We start from the raw sequence: 20,360 nt of genomic DNA, 5'->3' as shown, positions 1-20,360 counted from the left end.
ATTAATAGTGACACTTACCACATTCTAAACCTCCCATTTGTGCTGCAGTCAATTTGTCTACACCATATTTTTTAGAAAGTTCTTTGTGAATTTTATCATAGTAAGCATTTCCTTCCATTTTAACTTCGGTTTGACGGTGGCAATCAATACACCATCCCATTGTTAATGGAGCAAATTGTTTTTGTACTTCGTAAGTTTGAACTGGTCCGTGACATTTTTGACATTCAATACCAGCAACAGTTACGTGTTGTGAGTGATTGAAATAAGCAAAGTCTGGTAAATTATGAATTCTTACCCATTTAACTGGTTGTGTTTTACCAGTGTATTTAGTTCCATCCCAACCCACTGCAGCATATAATTTTTTGATTTCATTATCATAAAATGCTTTAGTGTGTCCATCAACAGTTGAAGTAGTGTCAGAAACTTCTGAAATGTTTTTATGACAATTCATACATACATTTAATGAAGGAATTCCAGCATTTTTACTTACTCTAGCTGATGAGTGGCAATATTTACAATCAATTTTATTATTTCCAGCGTGAATTCGGTGTGAATAATGAATTGGTTGAATTGGCGCATAATCTTGGTCAACACCAACTTGCATGAAGAATCCATACATGAAATAAGCACTTGCTAATAAGAATACAATTGCAGAAACAACCATTAAAAATTGATTTTTAGCAAAAGCTTTCCAAATAGGTAAAGTTGCTTCTTTTTTCGCTACTTCAATTCCGTTAGCTTTTGCTATTTTAGTTAACACATTGTTAACTAAGAACAACATAATCACCAACATTAACATTACTAAGGATAGCGCGCCAAGAATAATATCATTTGAAATTCCGCTATCGTTTGCAGTAGTTGCGCCAGGAGCAGTTGCTGATGCGGCAGGAACTTCTGCTTTAACCTCATCAGTATAGGCTATGATATTATCAATATCGGTATTTGATAATTGAGGAAAAGCAGTCATCACAGAAGGCTTATATTGCTCCCAAAGTTTAACTGCAGCTGCATCACCAGATTTAATTAAGGCAGAGCTATTTTTTATCCAACTATAAAGCCATTCTTTTTTATGACGAGCAGAAACTCCTCTAAGAGCTGGACCTGTCATAGCCTTGTCTAAATTGTGACATGCTGCACAATTTGTGTTGAATAATTCTTTTCCTTTTACTGCATCTGCTCCTCCTGCGGCAGGAGCTGCATCAGCTTTCATTGCAGTAGCATCTGCTGCAGGAGCTGCTGGTGTAGCAGCTGCAGGTGGTGCTGTTTGCGCGAATGTTGACAAGGAGATTGTTAGCAATACCGCTAACCCAAATGAATAAATTCTGGAAATCGAATTATGGTTACCCACTTTTTTCATATTATAAAATGATTATCGACTAAATTGTGATTGATTTTTTTTTAATTTAAAACCCAATTCACTTATTTAAAAACTTGAGCAAAAATACAATATATGAACTATTCTCAAAACCCAAAAATATCTTAATTTATAATTTATACTAATTCTAAATAATAAAAGAGTTTTATTTCTTTTGAGAAGTTTTACATTTGCATTAAAATCAATTAATTATGAGTTTTATAACAAAAATTAGCAGTTCAAAGTGCGTTTATATTTTTCTAATATTTATAAATTTTAACACATTAATTGCTCAAGAAATTACGGTAACGCAAGATCCAAAAATTGAACAATTAATATCGGAAAAAAGAAAAGTAAATTCCTCAATTACAATTAATAGTCCATTTAAAATTCAAATTTTTAATGGCTCGAGTGAAGAGTCGAAAAAAATCTTGATTCAGTTTAAAAAGGACAATAAAGATTACGATGCCACTATTGTTTTTAGCACTCCGATATATAAAGTATGGATTGGTAATTTTAAATCAAGAATTGAAGCCGAACGAAATTTGAATCTAATTAAGAAAAAATACCCTAGTGCAATAATAATTAAGCCAAATAAATAACAAAAAAATCCCGATTACTCGGGATTTTTTATGCTTTAAACTTATAACTATTTCAGTTTTTTCTTCACTTCTACTTCTTGGAAAGCTTCGATAATATCCAACTGTTCGATGTCGTTGTAATTTTTAATTTGAATACCGCAATCGTAACCTTTTGCAACTTCTTTTACATCGTCTTTAAATCGTTTTAATGCAGTAAGCTCACCGGTGAAAACAACAACTCCTTCGCGGATGATTCGAATTCTAGAGTTTCTAAATATTTTACCATCAGTAACCATACATCCAGCAATAGTTCCCACTTTCGAGATTTTGAAAATTTCTCTAATTTCGGCTGTACCTGTGATTTCTTCTTTCATTACTGGCGATAACATGCCTTCCATTGCGTCTTTCAAGTCATCAATTGCATCGTAGATGATCGAGTAATTACGGATGTCGATTTCTTCTTTATCAGCAAGTTGTCTTGCATTTCCAGCAGGACGCACATTAAATCCGATAATAATCGCATCGGATGCAGAAGCCAACATAACATCAGTTTCTGTAATTGCTCCAACTCCTTTATGAATAATATTGATTTGAATTTCTTCGGTAGATAATTTCAAGAAGGAATCAGATAATGCTTCAACAGATCCATCAACATCTCCTTTAAGGATAATATTCAATTCTTTAAATTGTCCTAAAGCAATACGACGACCAATTTCGGCAAGTGTAATGTGTTTTTGTGTACGAACAGATTGTTCACGCATTAATTGTGTACGTTTAGCAGCAATTTGTTTTGCTTCTCTTTCTTCTTCAAAAACATTAAATTTATCTCCTGCAGTTGGCGCGCCATCAAGACCTAATATAGATATAGGTGTTGCTGGACCTGCAACTAAAATATTATTTCCTCTTTCATCATGCATGGCTTTAACCTTACCATGATTTTTACCGGCTAATACATAATCTCCTACCTTTAAAGTACCCGCTTGTACTAAAATAGTTGAAACATATCCTCTACCTTTATCTAACTGTGCTTCAACAACAGTTCCTACAGCAGGCTTATTTGGATTGGCTTTTAATTCTAATAACTCCGCTTCTAATAATACTTTTTCTAGAAGTTCTTTTATCCCAGTACCAACTTTTGCAGAAATATCTTGAGATTGGTATTTTCCACCCCAATCTTCAACAAGTAAATTCATACCTGCTAATTGTTCTTTAATTTTTTCTGGATTAGCTGCTGGTTTATCAATTTTGTTAATAGCAAAAATCATTGGAACTCCTGCCGCTTGAGCGTGAGCAATGGCTTCTTTAGTTTGAGGCATGATGTCATCATCGGCAGCAGCCACAATAATAGCAATATCTGTAACTTGAGCACCACGAGCACGCATTGCGGTAAACGCTTCGTGACCTGGTGTATCAAGGAATGTGATTTTTTGTCCGTTGTCTAATTGTACTGCATAAGCACCTATATGTTGTGTAATTCCTCCAGATTCTCCTGCAATTACATTTTCTTTACGGATGTAATCCAATAAAGAGGTTTTACCGTGGTCAACATGACCCATAACGGTAACAATTGGAGCACGAGTTACTAAGTCTTCTTCTCTATCTTCTACAACTTCTATTGCTTCTTCAATATCGGTAGTAATGAATTCAACTTCATAACCAAACTCATCTGCAACAATTGAAAGTGTTTCAGCGTCCAATCGTTGATTCATGGTAACCATGATTCCTAGAGACATACAAGCTCCAATTACTTTAGTAATTGGCACATCCATCATAGACGCTACCTCACCTACAGTAACAAATTCAGTAACTTTAATAGTTTTACTTCCTTCTTCAATAGCTCTTTGCTCCTCATCCGTACGCTGACGGTGGGTGTCTCTTTTATCTCTTCTGTACTTGGCTGCTTTAGATTTATTTCCTTTTCCTTGCAGTCTTTCTAGTGTTTCTTTAATTTGGTTTTTAACCTCTTCTTCGGTAGGCTCAACTTTTTGAACAATTGCAGGTCTATTTCCTTTTTGGAAACCTCCACCACCAGGTTTATTTGCAGTAAATTTGTTTCCTGCTGGGCCAGCTGGTCTATTTGCTCCACCTGGAGCTCCAGGATTTACAGGACGAGCTTCACCTGGTTTTGGCGGAATTCTTTTACGCTTATTTTTATTTGTATCTAACTTGCTTCCACTATTAATTTTTGGAGTTTCCTCTTTTTTCTTAGGTTTATTAAATTGAGCTAAATCAATTTTTTGACCTGTTAATACTGGACCAGTAAGATTTTGATATTGTGTAGCATGTGTTTCATCGATTACTTCTGATGTACTCTCTATTACTTCATTTACTGGAGTAATAACTTCTGCTTTGACAGTCTTTTTTTCACTTACTGTTTCTGCTTTTTTAGTAGCAGGTTTTTTGTCTGATTCTGATTTTGAAGCAGCAGCTGCTTTTTGATTTAAATCAATTTTGCCTATTTGCTTAGGACCTGCAACTACAGTTTTAGCTTTTATTAGCTCTGCTTGTTGACGGGCTTCATCTAGCTTTCTTTTGTCTTCTATTTCTTTTTCTCTTTCTACACGAAGTGCTTCCTTTTCCTTCTTAATTTCTTCGCTAATTCCTTTAGAAGCCTCTTTATTGCCTTTATCTCCGGCAAATTGATTTTGAAGAATATCAAATTCATTGCTGGAAATCTTAGCATTTGGATTGGCGTCAATAGCGATACCCTTATCCTTAAGATAATCGACAGCTCTATCTAAGGAAATGTTTAACTCCCTTAAAACTTTGTTTATTCTAATATTTCTTTCTTCAGACATAAAATCTTTTGTAAATTCTTATTTATATTGGTGAAAAATTAGTCTTCAAACTCCTCTTTCAATATGCGCATTACTTCTTGAATAGTTTCTTCTTCTAGATCAGTTCTTCTTGCTAAATCGGCAACATCTTGTTTCAAAATACTTCTTGCAGTATCCAAACCAATTTTTGCAAATTCATCAATGATCCAACCATCAATTTCATCCGAGAATTCTGTTAATTCAACATCGTCATCTTCTACGGTGCTTCCTTCTCTAATTACATCTAATTCGTATCCTGTTAATTGACCAGCCAATTTAATATTTTGACCTCCACGACCAATTGCTTTAGAAACTTCTTCCAATTTTAAAAACACTTCGGCATGCTTTGTTTCTTCGTTAATTTTAACAGAAGATACTTTTGCAGGACTCAAAGCTCTAGAAATTAATAAGGTTGGGTTAGTGGTATAGTTGATTACATCAATATTTTCGTTTCCTAATTCACGAACAATTCCATGAATACGAGACCCTTTCATACCAACACATGCTCCAACTGGATCAATTCTATCATCATAAGAATCAACAGCTACTTTTGCTTTTTCACCAGGAATTCTTACTACTTTTTTAATCATAATTAAACCGTCAAAAACTTCTGGAATTTCTTGTTCAAATAATTTTTCTAAGAAAACTTCGGCAGTTCTAGACATAATTATTTGAGGTTTATTTCCTTTTAGTTCTACGCTTTCAATAATACCTTTTACATTATCTCCTTTACGGAAGAAGTCAGAAGGAATTTGTTTTTCTTTTGGCAATACAATTTCGTTCCCTTCATCATCAATCAAAATGACTACTCTTGGACGCACATGATGAACTTCGGCAGTATATATCTCGCCAATAATATCTTTAAATTGCTTATAAAGATTGTTGTTGTCATGCTCATGTATCTTAGAAATAAGATTTTGGCGTAAAGCCAAAATAGCTCTTCTTCCTAAGTCTATTAATTTCACTTCTTCAGAAACTTCTTCACCAATTTCAAAATCGGCTTCAATTTTTCTGGCTTCAGTTAAGGTAATTTCCTCATTTTCTAAATCTAAATCTTCGTCGGCAACGATAACTCTTCTTCTCCAAATTTCCATATCTCCTTTATCGGGATTTATGATAATATCAAAATTGTCATCAGAACCATACTTCTTTTTTAAAGCGTTTCTAAAAACATCTTCTAAGATCGCCATAAGCGTAACTCTGTCAATAAGTTTATCATCTTTAAACTCTGAGAACGAGTCGATTAATGCAATATTCTCCATCTATTCTATTAATTAAAATTTACTGTAACAACTGCTTGTTTTATTTCGTTATATGGTATTTCTTGGTTTTTTAAAACCGTTTCTTTTCCTTTTCCTATTTTTTTTGGTTCTCTAGCTTCCCATGAAAGCACTATTTTGGTATCGTCTGCAGCGGTAAGTGCTGCTTCAATAGTGGCCTCATTTGTTTTAACTATTAAAGTTCTTCCAATATTTTTTATGTATTGTCTAACCAACTTTAATGGTGATCCCACGCCAACCGAGGCTACTTCTAATGAATAATCTTGAGCTTCTCTGTCTAAATTGCTTTCTATAGCTCTTGTTACATCAATGCAATCCTGCAGCGTTACTCCGTTATCACCGTCCAAAGTTACAACAATTTTATAACTATCTGAAATTGAAATGTCTATCAAAAAAAGACTGGGCTTTTCTAACAAACTGTTATTTAATTGTTGTTCTACCTGCTCTTTAAATGTCATAATATTTATAAAAAGAGGGAAGCAGTGCTTCCCTCATTATACCATTATTGTTTAATAACGGTGCAAATATAGAAAAATATTTTATAATTAAATCAAAGGCTTTTATATTTTTTTGTACCTTTAATGTAATATTTGGTATATAAAATGATAATAATAATAAATCTACAATCATGAAAAAAATTCTAATTCCTACCGACTTTTCAAAAAACGCTGAATATGCCTTAAAAGTGGCCGCTCAAATTGCCAAAAAAAATAATGGAGAAATCATATTATTACACATGTTAGAACTACCTTCACAAGGAAGTGATGCAATAGGCTCTGGTAGTGACATTCCGGAAATTATGTTTTTCAAAAATGCTGCCATCAATAAATTAGAAGAATTAATGGATTCTGATTTTTTAGACGGAATCAAAGTTTCTGAAATCATTCAATTTGAAATGGCATTTGACGGAATTTTAAAAATAAGTCAAAAAAACGATGTTGATCTTATAGTTATGGGTTCTCATGGAGCTAGTGGCTATAAAGAAATGTTTATCGGTTCTAATGCCGAAAAAGTGGTGCGCAACTCAGAAGTGCCTGTATTAATAATTAAACAAAAGGAAGATAATTTTCAAGTGAATGATTTTGTTTTTGCTTCTGATTTTTCTGATGAAATAAAAGCGCCATTTAGTAAAGTAGTAAATTTTGCTAATAAATTTGATGCAACTTTACACTTAGTAACTGTTAACACTCCGAATGATTTTAAATCAACAGGAGTGGCACAAGAAACAATGGATAATTTCTTAAAGGGATTCAATGTAAAAAAAGTAGTTACTCATATCTATAACGAATCTAATGTTGAAAAAGGAATTTTAAATTTTGCTAACAGCATTAATGCCGATCTTATCGGAATGAGCACGCACGGAAGAAAAGGTCTTTCTCACTTCTTTAACGGAAGCATCAGCGAAGACTTAGTAAACCACGCTAAACGACCAGTAGTTACTTTTAAAATCTAATTAGATTTTTCTACAATAAAAAAGCCCTCTACTTGAGGGTTTTTTTATAATGTGTAATTTATAAAAACAAAAAACTCCTCAATTTCTTGAGGAGTTTTTCTGTTGGTCTACTAGGACTCGAACCTAGAAAGACTGCACCAAAAACAGTTGTGTTACCATTACACCATAGACCAATAAGCGCTATTGCGGGTGCAAATTTAATATAAATTTCATTTAAAGCAAATATTTACTTAAATATTATTGAAAAAAAGGACATTTATTTCATTACTTTCTTTATGTAGGTAATAATCAAATTTATAAGTAAGAATAAATTAGAAAATTATGTTAACCCATGCTAGTTTACATAAAAAAATAGTTTCTTTGCAGGTAAATTTAGAAGACCTATTATATGACAACATTTAACTTTAAAAAGTGGAATAACATTACCGGTTGGGCTGCTTTTGCTATTGCATTAATCACCTATTCCTTAACGGTAGAACCTACCATGAGTTTTTGGGATTGTGGAGAATATATTGCAACCGCTGCCAAACTTGAAGTAGGACACCCTCCTGGAGCGCCTTTGTTTCAAATGCTTGGTGCCTTTTTTGCTATGTTTGCAATGAGCAAAGAATCTGTAGCATTAATGGTTAATATGATGTCGGTTATTTCGAGTGCATTCACCATTTTGTTTCTTTTTTGGTCTTCTACTATTTTATTAAAGAAAATAGTTTCTTCCTACACTGAAATAAATAAAGACAATAGCATCGCTATTTTAGGAAGTTCTTTTGTTGGAGCGTTAACCTTTACCTTTTCGGATAGCTTTTGGTTTAATGCCGTAGAGGCCGAAGTATATGCCATGGCCATGTTGTTAATTGCATTGCTATTATGGTTGGGATTGCGTTGGGAACAAGAAATGCACGAGCCAAAAGGAAACAAATGGCTGCTGTTAATTAGCTTAGTTGTCGGATTATCATTTGGAGTCCACTTTATGGCACTTTTAACTATTCCTTCTATTGGATTTTTATATTTCTTTAAGAACTACAAGAAAATTACAATTACCAATTTCATTTTGGCAAATGTGATTATAGTTGCGGTTTTACTTTTTATATTCAAACTCTTATTACCTTATTCTTTGGCTTTCTTCGGAAAAATCGAAATATTTATGGTAAACAATATGGGCTTGCCTTTTAACTCGGGGACCATTAGCGCAATACTACTAATTGTTGCTTTTTTCTATTTCGGATTAAAATACACGCGCGCTAACATTCATCCAACTTCCAATACGATTTTATTATGTATCTTATTTGTATTAATAGGATTCTCAACTTGGATCATGTTGCCTGTTCGCGCCAATGCCAACACCCCTATTAATGAAAACAAGCCATCCGATGCTGCTGAGGTTTTAGCGTATTACAATAGAGAGCAATATGGTGTGAATCCATTGTTTTATGGCCCACAATATACTGATGCATTTGCAGGGTTAGATCCAAACAATCCTTATATAGATAAAGCGCCTAACTATGAAAGAAATTATGAATCAGGTAAATATGAAATTGTAAACAATTACAAAAATGCCGAACAAAATACCGATGATGCGCATAAAGCTTTATTACCAAGGTTATGGAGTACCGAAAATATTCAAGGGTACATCAACTTTACTGGAGTTCCAAAATTTACAATTAAAGAGGATTATTCAGAAGAAAAAGAACTAATTGATATTGTAGCCGAATTTCGTCAAGCTTATGCTTCGCACAAAATAGATAACGAAGGGTATGTTTCTTTCTTAAAAGCTTATGGTGATTATTTAGATGTTGAAAAACCTTCTGCTTTATCTAATTTAAGTTTCATGATCGAATACCAATTTGGTTATATGTATGGTCGCTATTTACTTTGGAATTTTGTTGGAAGACAAAATGACAACCAAGGAAGATACGACAATCTTGACGGAAATTGGATGAGTGGAATAAAATATATTGACGAGGTACATTTAGGATCGCAAGAACACATTAGCCCAGATGTATTAAATAATAAAGGAAGAAACTTTTATTATTTTATTCCATTTTTCATAGGTCTATTAGGTTTAATGTATCATGCACAAAGAGACCTAAAAAGCTTTTATGTTCTTTTAGTATTATTCTTATTTACTGGATTGGCATTAAAAATATACTTAAACGAGCGTCCGTTTGAACCACGTGAAAGAGATTATGCTTTAGTAGGTTCGTTTTATGTATTTGCTATGTGGGTAGGATTTGGTGTGTATGCCATCTACGAAATGATTAAAGAGAAAGTTGCCTCTAAATTGGTAGGGCCAGTAGTTATTGCTGCAACTTTACTAGTTGCTCCAATATTAATGGCTACTCAAAACTGGGATGACCACGATCGTTCAGGAAAATATACTGCTATTGCTATGGCTAAAAATTATCTGGATTCTTGTGATCAAAACGGAATACTATTTACCATTGGAGATAACGATACCTTCCCGCTTTGGTATGCGCAAGAAATTGAAGGTTATAGAACCGATGTGAAAATTGTATGTACTAGTTTGTTAATGACCGATTGGTATATCGATCAAATGAAAATGAAAACATACAAATCAGATGGGTTGCCAATTTCATTTAACCACCAACAATATGTTGCAGATAATAGAGATGTCATTATTTTCAATAAAAAAGTAGATAGCAGATGGGATTTAAAAGATTTCATTGAATTTGGAAAAAGAGAAGACACTTTATCTCAAGTAGAAATGGAAAGCGGTCACCGTTTGCATTTCTTCCCTACTAATAAGGTGCGTTTTCAAGTTGACAAAAAGAATGTAATTGCAAATAAAATTGTAAATCCGGCATTAAATGATTCTATTGTTCCATTTATTGATATTGATATTAAAGGCGGCGCTTTATACAAAAATCGATTGATCATGTTGGATATATTAAACAACAACAAATGGAAGCGTCCAATATATTTTAGTCCAGGAAGCTTTGGTGATGACGACTATTTATGGATGAAGGATTACCTTCAAATGGATGGAATGGTTTATAAATTAGTTCCAATAAAAACTCCAGTAAACGAAGACGATTATCCAGATATGGGAAGATTAGACACGGATAAAATGTATCAATTGGCAATGCGTTGGTTTTGGGGTAACGGTGAAAGTACTAAAATATACCATGACCCAGAAACTAGAAGAAATGCTATTTCCTACAGAACTAACCTTTCTCGACTAACAAAGCAATTAATTGCCGAAGGCAAATTGGCCAAAGCCAAAAAAATAATTGACCTTGCAGTTACAAAAACTCCTGTTGATTATTATGGTTATTACCTTACTTTAGAGCCATTTGTATCTGGTTATTATGAAATTGGTCAAAAAGAAAAAGCAAGAGAATTAGTTGGAAAATTGATGAATAAATACAAAGAAGAACTATTGTATTACAGCACATTCACTTTTGCTGATCAAAGCTTTATGGCCGAAGATATTGTAAGAGCAATTGAGCGTTATAGAAGTTTATTACAAGTTATTAAAGAGCATGGAGACATCGAACTTTACAATAAAAGCAAAGGCGAATTTAATGCCAGTAATGGACGTTTTTCTAGATTTCAAAGAGAAAACGAGTAAATAAACATAGAATTAATTAAATGCCAGTAATTTTATTATTGGCATTTTTTTTATTTATTTTTGAAATATGAAGTTACGCTGGATCAAAACCCATTGGTTAATAAAAAAGATATTCTCAAACTACATTTGGGCTATCCCTAATGCCGAAAACAAAGTCTACTTAACTTTTGATGATGGGCCAACTCCAGAAATTACTAATTGGACACTTACCGAATTGCAAAAGTACGAGGCCAAAGCAACTTTCTTCTGCATAGGTGACAATTTGATAAAATATCCTGAAATTTATAAAGAGATTATTCAAAAGGGACATGCCATAGGAAATCACACCTTTAATCATTTAAACGGCTGGAAAACCAATACGCAAACCTATATTGAAAACGCAATATTATTTGAAACCGAATTAAATAAAATTGATACTAGAAAATGCAACTTATTTCGGCCACCGTTCGGCAAAATAAAGTCTTCACAAGCTAATTTCTTAAGAAAGAATGGCTATAAAATAATTATGTGGGATGTACTTAGTGCCGATTATGACCAAACCATTTCTCCTCAAGAATGTTTAGAAAATGTGCTAAAAAATATAAGTAGCGGAAGCATTATCGTTTTTCACGACAGTATAAAAGGATTTAAGAACTTGGAATTTGTATTACCAAGAACTCTAGAATTCATAAAGAATAGAGGATATAGTTGCGAAGTATTGAACTAAACTTGTTCTTGCACCAAACCAATAATGGTGTTGGCATCTAACTCGCCTGATTGACGCCAAATCATTTGACCTGACTTATAAATCATTAAAGTTGGTAGTCCTTTAATGCGAAGTGCTTCGGCCAATTCTTGATTTTTATCCACATCAATTTTAATTACTTTTGCTTTATCTCCAAGGGCTGCCGCAACATCTCTGATAACAGGATGCATCGAAATAGAAGATTCATTCCACTCGGTGTAAAAATCAATTAACACTGGAACTTGAGCATTTATAAGTTCTCCAAATTTTGACATAAAACCAAAATATTTTATTTTCTTTAGCTAAAAAAAGAAATATTATAGTACAAATGTAGCATTTTTAAATAATTATACTAAATTTTAACCTTTTTTTAGTTCAATTACAGTGATTTCTGGCATAATTCCTACCCTACCCGGGTAAGCATGGTAACCAAATCCCCGATTTACATAGATATATTTGCCAGATTTTTCATACAAACCAGCCCATTGTTCGTAAACATATTGTGCTGGACTCCATTTTAAAAATCCCGGAATTTCAATTCCGAATTGTAATCCGTGCGTATGGCCCGAAAGCGTTAAATGAAAATCTTTTGTATGAGTATTCACCTCTGCATCCCAATGGCTTGGGTCGTGACTCATTAATATTTTAAAATCATCTTTTGATAATCCTTCCGAAGCTTTATTTAAATCACCTGCTTTCTTGAAGTGTCTTCCCCAATTTTCAACACCAACAACAGCTATTTTACTATTACCTTTTGTAATGAAAGTGTGTTCATTTAGCATTAAATCAAAACCAATTTTACCATAAAGCTCTTTAATAGCATGAAAGTTGGCTTCTTTGTCTTTTTCCGATTTCCAATCTACATATTCGCCATAATCATGATTTCCTAAAACAGAAAATTTACCATATTTATGTGGTCGAATTTTATTAAAAGTAGTTATCCATGGAAGCATTTCTTTAGCGTGTGTATTCACAATATCTCCTGTAAACAAAATCATATCGGAAGCTTGCTCATTTATTAAGTCAATTGCATAATTGATTTTTTCGGGATTATCAAAACTACCGCTATGTACATCAGAAATTTGAGTGATTTTAAACCCGTCAAATTCATCTGGTAGATCTGGAAAAAATATTTGTTGGGTAATCACCTTATAGTTGTATTTTCCAAAAGTCATTCCGTAAATTAAAGATGTAAACGGAATAGCAGCTATACCTAGAGCAACCTGACTCACAAATTTTCGTCTATCGGGTAAAAAAGCAGTAGTGTTAGAAGTACTCGAAAACCGATTTATTAATCCGTAAAAAACTCTGTAAATATCTTCTGTAAACAATATCAAAGTAATTACAATTTTAGGCAATACTACTAGCAACAATAGCCCTAATGTAATCATAGACATTTGGGTTTGCCCAACACTACGATCAAATTTAGAAAACTGGTAGCCAATAAATAAAATTGCTCCTACAGATATAATTATATAACTCCATAATACCCATTTTACTTTGGTATATGTTTTCACAGCTTGAAAAACATAAAGTTCTAATATTAGAACCATCGATAAAAAGAGTAGCAAACGAAAAATCATAAAAAAAATTTTAGCAAAAGTAGAAATGATTATTCGTACAAAACATAAATTTTAGTTAATCTTTATTATTATATTTATTTATTAAAAACTATTTTTGTTACCGAAGCACAAATTTCATTTACAATTCCAACAAAATTGGAATTTCATTTACTTTTTAATTACAAAAAATGTCTCAAAAACGACTTTATTTACTTGATGCTTACGCATTAATTTTTCGCGGTTATTTTGCTTTTATAAAAAACCCAAGAATCAATTCGAAAGGAATGGACACTTCTGCCATTATGGGATTTATGAATGCTTTAATGGATGTTATAAAACGAGAAAAACCCGATCATTTAGCGGTAGCTTTTGATAAAGGCGGTAGCGATTACCGTTTTGAAATGTATCAAGAATATAAAGCACACAGAGACGAAACACCAGAAGCTATAAAAATTGCAGTGCCCTACATTCAAGAATTGCTTCGTGCCATGCACATTCCCATTATTGAAAAGCCAGGATTTGAAGCCGATGACTTAATTGGAACGATAGCGAAACAAGCCGAAAAAGAAAATTTCAAAGTCTTTATGGTTACACCCGATAAAGATTTTGCGCAATTAGTTTCCGAAAATATTTTTATGTATAAACCAGCAAGAATGGGTAACGACATTGAAATATGGGGAATTCCTGAAGTCTTAGCCAAATTTGAAATTGAAAGACCCGAACAAGTAATTGACTTTCTTGGAATGATGGGTGATTCTGCCGATAATATTCCGGGGTTTCCTGGTGTTGGTGAAGTAACAGCCAAAAAACTATTGAAGGAATTTGGCACCATGGAAAACCTTTTAGAAAACACAGATAAACTAAAAGGGGCTCTTAAAGACAAAATTGAAAACAATAAAGAACTTGGAATATTATCAAAAAAACTTGCTCGTATTTTATTGGATTGTCCGGTTACTTTTAATGCGCCCGACTATGAATTGTCAAAACCAGATGTAGAAAAAACAGATGCTCTTTTTCAAGAATTAGAGTTCCGTCAAATGAAAGCGCAGTTTGATAAATTTTTTGGCACTGGAAAAGAATACGATGAAATTGAAACCAATGAAACGACGTCGCAAACCAATGAAGCAGCCCCAAGAAAAGCGCCAGTAAAAAGATCGCATGAAGATCAATTTGATTTATTTGGGTTTTCTGATGAAGATGGCGATGGCGGATTGGTTGCACATTCGAATTATGCTACATTAGAAACTACCGAACACTTCTATCAAACAGTGCAAGGTGACTTACCGGTAAAGTTATTATTGCAAAATTTGCTGTTGCAAACGTCTGTTTGTTTTGACACCGAAACAACCGGAATTGATTCCTTAAATGCAGAGTTAGTAGGAATGTCTTTTTCTTATGAAAAAGGAAAAGCTTTTTATGTTCCGTTTCCAGAAAACAGATCAGAAGCACAGCAATTAGTTGATAAATTCAAGCCATTTTTTGAAAATGAAAACATTGAAAAAATAGGTCAGAACATAAAATATGATTTGAAAATATTGTCAAATTATGGAGTCCAAATCAAAGGAAAATTATTTGACACCATGATTGCGCATTATTTAATTAATCCCGACATGCGTCATAATATGGATGTGTTATCGGAAACCTATTTGAAATATTCCCCTAAATCTATTGAAGATTTAATTGGCAAAAAGGGTAAAAATCAAAAATCTATGCGCGATGTTTCTTTGGAAGAAATAAAGGAATATGCTGCCGAGGATGCTGATATTACTTTGCAGCTGAAACAAAACTTCAGTCCGATTTTAGACAAGGCAGAAACAAAAAAATTATTTGATGAAATTGAGATTCCGCTAATACCTGTACTTGCCGCTATGGAATTGGAAGGAATCAACTTGGATGTTCCGTTCTTAAAATCAATGTCGGTTGAGATGGCCGCAGAAAGCAATGCTTTAGAACAAAAAATCTATGAAACCGCTGGAGAAAAATTCAACTTGGCTTCTCCTAAGCAATTGGGAGACATCTTATTTGACAAGTTAAAAATTGGCGGAACCAAACAAAAGAAAACCAAAACGGGGCAATATGCTACCGGAGAAGAAATATTATCTTATTTAGCAAATGACAATCCAATTGTAAAAGACATATTGGAATGGCGTCAAATGGTAAAATTACAAAGCACCTATATTGATGCTTTACCAAATCAAGTAGATACCAAAACCGGCCGTGTGCATACCGATTACATGCAAACAGTTGCCGCAACAGGAAGATTGAGTTCTAACAATCCGAACTTGCAAAATATTCCAATTCGAACCGAACGCGGACGCTTAATTCGTAAGGCTTTTATTGCAAGAGATGAAAACTATTCTTTGGTTTCTGCCGATTATTCTCAAATTGAATTGCGCATTATTGCTGCATTATCGGGTGAAGAAAACATGATTAAGGCGTTCCAAAACAACGAAGACATTCACCGAAGCACCGCTGCCAAAGTGTTTAATGTGCCTTTGGAAGAGGTTACCAAAGAACAACGAAGCAATGCCAAAACGGTTAACTTCGGAATCATTTACGGGGTTTCTGCATTTGGATTAAGCAATCAAACCAATTTATCTCGAAAAGAAAGTGCCGAATTGATAGATGCCTATTATGCAACCTATCCAAAATTGAAATCTTACATGCAAAACCAAGTTGATTTTGCTAGAGAAAATGGTTATGTTCAAACGGTTTTAGGAAGAAGACGCTACTTAAAAGACATCAATTCGGCCAATCAAATGGTGCGCAGTGGCGCTGAAAGAAATGCTGTAAACGCTCCTATTCAAGGATCGGCTGCTGATATTATTAAGATTGCCATGATCAATATTTACAATAGATTAACTTCTGAAAACTGGAAATCTAAAATGTTATTACAAGTTCATGATGAGCTAGTTTTTGATGTACACCAAAGCGAATTGGAGAAAATCCAACAGATGATTAAACACGAAATGGAAAATGCATTTAAACTAGATGTACCTTTAGAAGTGGAGATTGGAGTGGGTAAAAACTGGTTGGAAGCACATTAGAATCATCCTATAATAAAATTTCTATATTTGCCGAAATATTTTTAAATGGCTTTAATTACATTTTCCAAAAAATCAACACAAACGATTAAAGCTATTACTAATAGCCAATATCTTGATGTTGTTGGATTAGTAATTGTATTAATTGGATCAATTGTTTTGGGATATCATAAAACCGAAATCCCAATTCATTTTAACAATAGCACCTATAATTTTCCATTAGGAATTTTTTCTATATTAAATGTTGGTTTTTCAATGATGTCCACTCGATTGGTAACCAAGAAAAATAATTTTGGAAATTTAATTGGAACAATAAATACAGCATTAAGCGGAACTATTGATTTTCTTTTAGGAAATGCTGCCGCAATTCTTACCTATCCTATTTCGTTTGTTGGAAATTATATTGCTTATCGATTTTGGAAAAAGAACAAAATTCTGAATAGCATAGATGCTATTTTTTATCGAAATCTATTCTTTGGAATGGTATTGTCACTTGTATTAAATTATATTGGATTTATAAATTTTAGTGACAAACCAATTGATTGGCAATTGTTTTTTGCCATTGCAATTCCGGCAGGAATTAGTTTTGGTGGAACTTTTAATAATAGCCGAATGTATCCAGATAACTGGTTTATGTGGCAATTATATAACTTATCTAAAATTGTACAAAGCGTACTCATTTTAAATATTGCTAATACCATTAAGTATATATTTTACTTCTTTAATGCCATTATTGGATACATCACTTGGAATGATGATAAAAAGAGAAATATTATAATTTCTTAGTAGAATCTCTTTGACGTAACTCCGTTTTAATTACTGAAGTTTTATAACCGTAGTTTTCTTCTTTATTTTCCAATCTTTCAATTAGTAATTTAGTCGCTTCTGCTCCAATTTCTGGTCCATGCTGACTCACAGTGGACAAACTTGGGGTCATTCGTCGAGACCAAACTCCATCGGCAAAACCAATTATAGAAATTTCCTCTGGAATTTTTAATCCTTTTTTTACGGCCATTTTCATAGCCATAACTGAAGCATGTTCATCCACAGCAAAAATAGCATCTACTTTATTTTTGTCTAAAAAGTCATTGGTTTTAATATCAAAATCTTCTTCTGTCTCCGACAAGATTATGATTTTTTCATCAATTTTAATTCCAGCACCTTCAAGTGCTTTTTTGTATCCTTCTACACGAAGTTTGCCAACACTCAAATTATTGATTGCAGAAAATAAGGCAATTTTTTTACATCCTGTTTTAACTAAGTGTTGCGTTGCGTTAATTGCAGAATCAACATCATCTACAACCACTTTATCACAATTAACCTCATCGGTAATTCTATCAAAAAAGACAATTGGAGTGCCTTCACTTATAATTGATTTGAAATGATCAAATTGCTGAAGTTTTTGTGCTTCTTGAGAAATAGATAAAATGAATCCATCTATTGTTCCGTTGCTAAGCATTTCCATAACACCAATTTCTTTTTCTAAAGACTCATTACTAATACAAGTAATTACTTTATATCCTTTTTCATCGGCTACTTTTTCAATTCCTTTAAAGACTTTAGCAAAAAACGAGTTCAAGATATTTGGAATAATAACCCCGATAGTTTTAGTAGATCGATTTTTAAGGTTTAATCCAATACTATTTGGTTTGTATTTTTTAAGTTTGGCATACTCTTTAACTCTTATTTTTGTAGGCTCACTAATTTCTGGACTATCGTTCAAAGCCTTTGATACGGTAGATACTGAAACGCCTAATTCTTTGGCAATTTGTTTTAAGGTAGCTTTTGATTTCATCTTACAAATAAATTAGATGTAAAACTACAAAAATTAATTATACAAATCAATTAAAACTTAGTCTGCAGTGGATTGTAAAACGACCCATTTTATTGCAGCTGGAATGAAAAATGGTGCATTTTTGTATATATCTATAATTCAACCTAAAAGAAAAACGAAAACCTGTTTGCATATATAATAAATAATTGTACTTTTGCACTCCCGTAATTGGGAATGGAATGTTTAATTAAAAAAAATTATTGTGAACACATTAAGCTACAAGACAGTTTCAGTGAACAAAGCCACAGCAGATAAGCAGTGGATTGTTGTAGATGCTGAAGGTCATAACTTAGGTCGTTTTGCTTCAAAAGTAGCTATGCTATTAAGAGGTAAATACAAACCAAGTTATTCGCCGCACGTTGATTGTGGAGATAACGTAATTGTTATCAACGCAGACAAAATCAACCTAACTGGAAACAAACTTGACGATAAAACGTATATTCGTCATACAGGTTATCCAGGAGGACAAAGAAGCTTGACTGCTAAAGTAATGCAACAAAAAAATCCTGCATTATTAGTGGAAAAAGCTGTAAAAGGAATGTTGCCTAAAAACAAATTAGGAGCGCAACTTTTCCGTAATTTAGATGTAAATGTTGGTACAGAGCACAAACATGCTGCTCAAAAACCAAAAACCGTTAACCTTAACGACTTAAAGTAATGGGAGTTATTCACAAAATCGGTAGAAGAAAATGTGCTGTTGCACGTGTGTATGTTACTGAAGGAACAGGTAAAATTACCGTAAACAAAAGAGAGTTTGCAACTTACTTTCCAACAGCTACTTTACAGTACAAAGTATTACAACCAATGTCTATGACAGAAAATGTAAATAACTTTGACGTAAAAGTAAATGTATACGGAGGTGGTTCAACAGGACAAGCAGAAGCTGTGAGAATGGCTTTAGCAAGAGTAATGTGTGAAGTTGGCGAAGGAAACAGAGCTATCTTAAAACCAGAAGGATTACTAACAAGAGATCCAAGAATGGTAGAACGTAAAAAATTCGGTCAGAAAAAAGCGCGTAAGAGATTCCAATTCTCGAAACGTTAATATTCGATATTTATCAGAATATTTTTTCAAATCTATTTTTACAATTAAAATTGAATTAAAAACAAAGTTGTCGATATTCCTTATTAAAAGGGAATTAGTTTAGCATCTAAATGAAGCCTAAAAGCCAAAAGCGAAAGGAACATTGCTAATCACGGAACGTAAACTATTACACAATGGCAAAAAAAATTGACGTTAAAGAATTATTAGAAGCAGGTGTTCACTTTGGACACATGACTCGTAAATGGGACCCAAACATGGCTCCTTACATTTATATGGAACGTAATGGTATTCACATCATTAATCTATATAAAACTGCTGCAAAAATTGAAGAAGCTGGAGAAGCTATGAAAAAAATTGCAGCATCTGGTAGAAAAATACTTTTCGTAGCTACCAAAAAACAAGCAAAAGATATCGTTTCAGAAAAAGCTTTAGCTTGCAACATGCCATACATCACTGAAAGATGGCCAGGTGGTATGTTAACAAACTTCGTTACTATCCGTAAAGCTGTTAAAAAAATGGCTACTATTGATAGAATGAAAAAAGACGGTACTTTCATGACGCTTTCTAAAAAAGAAAGACTTCAAGTAGATCGTTTACGCTCTAAGTTAGAAAAAAACTTAGGATCTATTTCTGATATGTCTAGATTACCTGCTGCATTATTTGTAGTAGATATCAAAGCAGAACACATCGCAATAAAAGAAGCACAAAAATTAAACATTCCAGTTTTCGCAATGGTTGATACTAACTCTGATCCTCGTGAGGTAGATTATGTTATCCCTGCAAATGATGATGCTTCTAAATCAATTGATAAGATTTTAACTTTAGTTACAGACGCTGTAAAAGACGGATTAGCTAACAGAACTTCTGAAAAAGACGGAGAAGATGCTCCAGAAGCTGAAGTTGCTGAAGCTGCTGAAGAAGTTGCAGCTATTGTAGAAGAAGCTGTTGCTGCTGAAGAAGTTGCTGTTGTTGAGGCACCAGTTGCAGATGAAGCTACTGAAGCTACTGAAGAAACAAAATCTGAAGAATAAAACAAAATAATTACGAATTATGGATTTCGAATTACGTTGTTTTAGCGT

Annotated in this window: 16 protein-coding genes and 1 tRNA gene; 9 read left to right on the top strand and 8 right to left on the bottom strand. The window is 33.2% G+C overall.

All coding sequences use genetic code 11. The annotated features are described in order from the left end of the window. Position 1: 1 nt before the first annotated feature. A complete protein-coding gene (locus ABWO08_RS00200; protein WP_353082807.1) occupies positions 2-1,357 on the bottom strand; it encodes a c-type cytochrome in 1,356 nt (451 codons plus the stop codon). Between the two features lie 209 nt (positions 1,358-1,566). Between ABWO08_RS00200 and ABWO08_RS00195 the strand changes: the two genes are divergently transcribed. After that, complete coding sequence (locus tag ABWO08_RS00195) at positions 1,567-1,956, top strand: SPOR domain-containing protein (protein ID WP_353082805.1); 390 nt, start codon at positions 1,567-1,569, stop codon at positions 1,954-1,956. A gap of 47 nt (positions 1,957-2,003) precedes the next feature. Here the strand turns inward: ABWO08_RS00195 and infB are convergent, their stop codons facing one another. The 3 genes from infB to rimP are packed head-to-tail and all read right to left on the bottom strand — an operon-like array spanning position 2,004 to position 6,489. Continuing rightward, entirely contained in the window at positions 2,004-4,733 is a 2,730-nt protein-coding gene (infB, locus tag ABWO08_RS00190) for a translation initiation factor IF-2 (RefSeq protein ID WP_353082803.1), read from the bottom strand. Positions 4,734-4,771: 38 nt separating this feature from the next. Then, positions 4,772-6,013, bottom strand: a complete 1,242-nt coding sequence (gene nusA / locus ABWO08_RS00185) for a transcription termination factor NusA (protein ID WP_353082801.1) — start codon at positions 6,011-6,013, stop codon at positions 4,772-4,774. A gap of 8 nt (positions 6,014-6,021) precedes the next feature. Continuing rightward, positions 6,022-6,489: a ribosome assembly cofactor RimP gene (gene rimP / locus ABWO08_RS00180; protein ID WP_353082799.1), complete on the bottom strand. Its 468-nt coding sequence runs from the start codon at positions 6,487-6,489 to the stop codon at positions 6,022-6,024. Between the two features lie 170 nt (positions 6,490-6,659). Between rimP and ABWO08_RS00175 the strand changes: the two genes are divergently transcribed. Continuing rightward, positions 6,660-7,484, top strand: coding sequence for a universal stress protein (locus tag ABWO08_RS00175; protein WP_353082797.1), 825 nt, complete (start codon positions 6,660-6,662; stop codon positions 7,482-7,484). A 102-nt stretch (positions 7,485-7,586) separates the two neighbouring features. Here ABWO08_RS00175 and ABWO08_RS00170 read toward each other — a convergent pair. Then, positions 7,587-7,657 (bottom strand) — tRNA-Gln (locus ABWO08_RS00170). 215 nt (positions 7,658-7,872) lie between these two features. On the opposite strand from ABWO08_RS00170, the gene ABWO08_RS00165 reads away from it, so the two are divergent. Both ABWO08_RS00165 and ABWO08_RS00160 read left to right on the top strand, forming a co-directional pair. Next, a complete protein-coding gene (locus tag ABWO08_RS00165; protein WP_353082795.1) occupies positions 7,873-11,073 on the top strand; it encodes a glycosyltransferase family 117 protein in 3,201 nt (1,066 codons plus the stop codon). Between the two features lie 67 nt (positions 11,074-11,140). Further along, positions 11,141-11,779, top strand: a complete 639-nt coding sequence (locus tag ABWO08_RS00160) for a polysaccharide deacetylase family protein (protein ID WP_353082793.1) — start codon at positions 11,141-11,143, stop codon at positions 11,777-11,779. Here the strand turns inward: ABWO08_RS00160 and ABWO08_RS00155 are convergent. Together ABWO08_RS00155 and ABWO08_RS00150 are read right to left on the bottom strand one after the other, a co-directional pair. Next, positions 11,776-12,072, bottom strand: a complete 297-nt coding sequence (locus tag ABWO08_RS00155) for a thioredoxin family protein (protein WP_353082791.1) — start codon at positions 12,070-12,072, stop codon at positions 11,776-11,778. The two genes, ABWO08_RS00160 and ABWO08_RS00155, sit on opposite strands and share 4 nt — an antisense overlap. A gap of 84 nt (positions 12,073-12,156) precedes the next feature. Continuing rightward, complete coding sequence (locus ABWO08_RS00150; protein ID WP_353082789.1) at positions 12,157-13,380, bottom strand: metallophosphoesterase; 1,224 nt, start codon at positions 13,378-13,380, stop codon at positions 12,157-12,159. Between the two features lie 167 nt (positions 13,381-13,547). On the opposite strand from ABWO08_RS00150, the gene polA reads away from it, so the two are divergent. Next, positions 13,548-16,406, top strand: a complete 2,859-nt coding sequence (gene polA / locus ABWO08_RS00145) for a DNA polymerase I (protein WP_353082787.1) — start codon at positions 13,548-13,550, stop codon at positions 16,404-16,406. Positions 16,407-16,451: 45 nt separating this feature from the next. Then, complete coding sequence (locus tag ABWO08_RS00140; RefSeq protein ID WP_353082785.1) at positions 16,452-17,189, top strand: nicotinamide mononucleotide transporter family protein; 738 nt, start codon at positions 16,452-16,454, stop codon at positions 17,187-17,189. Here the strand turns inward: ABWO08_RS00140 and ABWO08_RS00135 are convergent. Continuing rightward, complete coding sequence (locus ABWO08_RS00135) at positions 17,176-18,198, bottom strand: LacI family DNA-binding transcriptional regulator (RefSeq protein ID WP_353082783.1); 1,023 nt, start codon at positions 18,196-18,198, stop codon at positions 17,176-17,178. The genes ABWO08_RS00140 and ABWO08_RS00135 overlap by 14 nt on opposite strands. A 241-nt stretch (positions 18,199-18,439) precedes the next feature. Between ABWO08_RS00135 and rplM the strand changes: the two genes are divergently transcribed. The 3 genes from rplM (at position 18,440) to rpsB (ending at position 20,312) form a co-directional block, all read left to right on the top strand. Continuing rightward, the gene (gene rplM / locus ABWO08_RS00130; RefSeq protein WP_353082781.1) at positions 18,440-18,895 is read left to right on the top strand and encodes a 50S ribosomal protein L13; all 456 of its coding nucleotides are present in this window, start codon (positions 18,440-18,442) and stop codon (positions 18,893-18,895) included. Continuing rightward, positions 18,895-19,281: a 30S ribosomal protein S9 gene (gene rpsI / locus ABWO08_RS00125; protein WP_353082779.1), complete on the top strand. Its 387-nt coding sequence runs from the start codon at positions 18,895-18,897 to the stop codon at positions 19,279-19,281. The genes rplM and rpsI overlap by 1 nt, the downstream gene beginning before the upstream one ends. 173 nt (positions 19,282-19,454) lie before the next feature. After that, positions 19,455-20,312 (top strand): 30S ribosomal protein S2, encoded by an 858-nt coding sequence (gene rpsB, locus ABWO08_RS00120; RefSeq protein WP_353082777.1) that lies wholly within the window; start codon positions 19,455-19,457, stop codon positions 20,310-20,312. The last annotated feature ends 48 nt before the right edge of the window (positions 20,313-20,360 follow it).

Source organism: Flavobacterium sp. (assembly GCF_040383245.1).
Taxonomy (GTDB): Bacteria; Bacteroidota; Bacteroidia; order Flavobacteriales; family Flavobacteriaceae; genus Flavobacterium.
The sequence above is the reverse complement of the archived record's forward strand: the minus strand, read 5'-3'. Positions and strand labels throughout refer to the sequence as shown.

Bases quoted from the DNA above. Each gene is read 5' to 3' on its own strand.
- ABWO08_RS00200 (WP_353082807.1), bottom strand. From the start codon at position 1,357: ATGAAAAAAGTGGGTAACCATAATTCGATTTCCAGAATTTATTCATTT.
- ABWO08_RS00195 (WP_353082805.1), top strand. From the start codon at position 1,567: ATGAGTTTTATAACAAAAATTAGCAGTTCAAAGTGCGTTTATATTTTT.
- infB (WP_353082803.1), bottom strand. From the start codon at position 4,733: ATGTCTGAAGAAAGAAATATTAGAATAAACAAAGTTTTAAGGGAGTTA.
- nusA (WP_353082801.1), bottom strand. From the start codon at position 6,013: ATGGAGAATATTGCATTAATCGACTCGTTCTCAGAGTTTAAAGATGAT.
- rimP (WP_353082799.1), bottom strand. From the start codon at position 6,489: ATGACATTTAAAGAGCAGGTAGAACAACAATTAAATAACAGTTTGTTA.
- ABWO08_RS00175 (WP_353082797.1), top strand. From the start codon at position 6,660: ATGAAAAAAATTCTAATTCCTACCGACTTTTCAAAAAACGCTGAATAT.
- ABWO08_RS00165 (WP_353082795.1), top strand. From the start codon at position 7,873: ATGACAACATTTAACTTTAAAAAGTGGAATAACATTACCGGTTGGGCT.
- ABWO08_RS00160 (WP_353082793.1), top strand. From the start codon at position 11,141: ATGAAGTTACGCTGGATCAAAACCCATTGGTTAATAAAAAAGATATTC.
- ABWO08_RS00155 (WP_353082791.1), bottom strand. From the start codon at position 12,072: ATGTCAAAATTTGGAGAACTTATAAATGCTCAAGTTCCAGTGTTAATT.
- ABWO08_RS00150 (WP_353082789.1), bottom strand. From the start codon at position 13,380: ATGATTTTTCGTTTGCTACTCTTTTTATCGATGGTTCTAATATTAGAA.
- polA (WP_353082787.1), top strand. From the start codon at position 13,548: ATGTCTCAAAAACGACTTTATTTACTTGATGCTTACGCATTAATTTTT.
- ABWO08_RS00140 (WP_353082785.1), top strand. From the start codon at position 16,452: ATGGCTTTAATTACATTTTCCAAAAAATCAACACAAACGATTAAAGCT.
- ABWO08_RS00135 (WP_353082783.1), bottom strand. From the start codon at position 18,198: ATGAAATCAAAAGCTACCTTAAAACAAATTGCCAAAGAATTAGGCGTT.
- rpsI (WP_353082779.1), top strand. From the start codon at position 18,895: ATGGGAGTTATTCACAAAATCGGTAGAAGAAAATGTGCTGTTGCACGT.
- rpsB (WP_353082777.1), top strand. From the start codon at position 19,455: ATGGCAAAAAAAATTGACGTTAAAGAATTATTAGAAGCAGGTGTTCAC.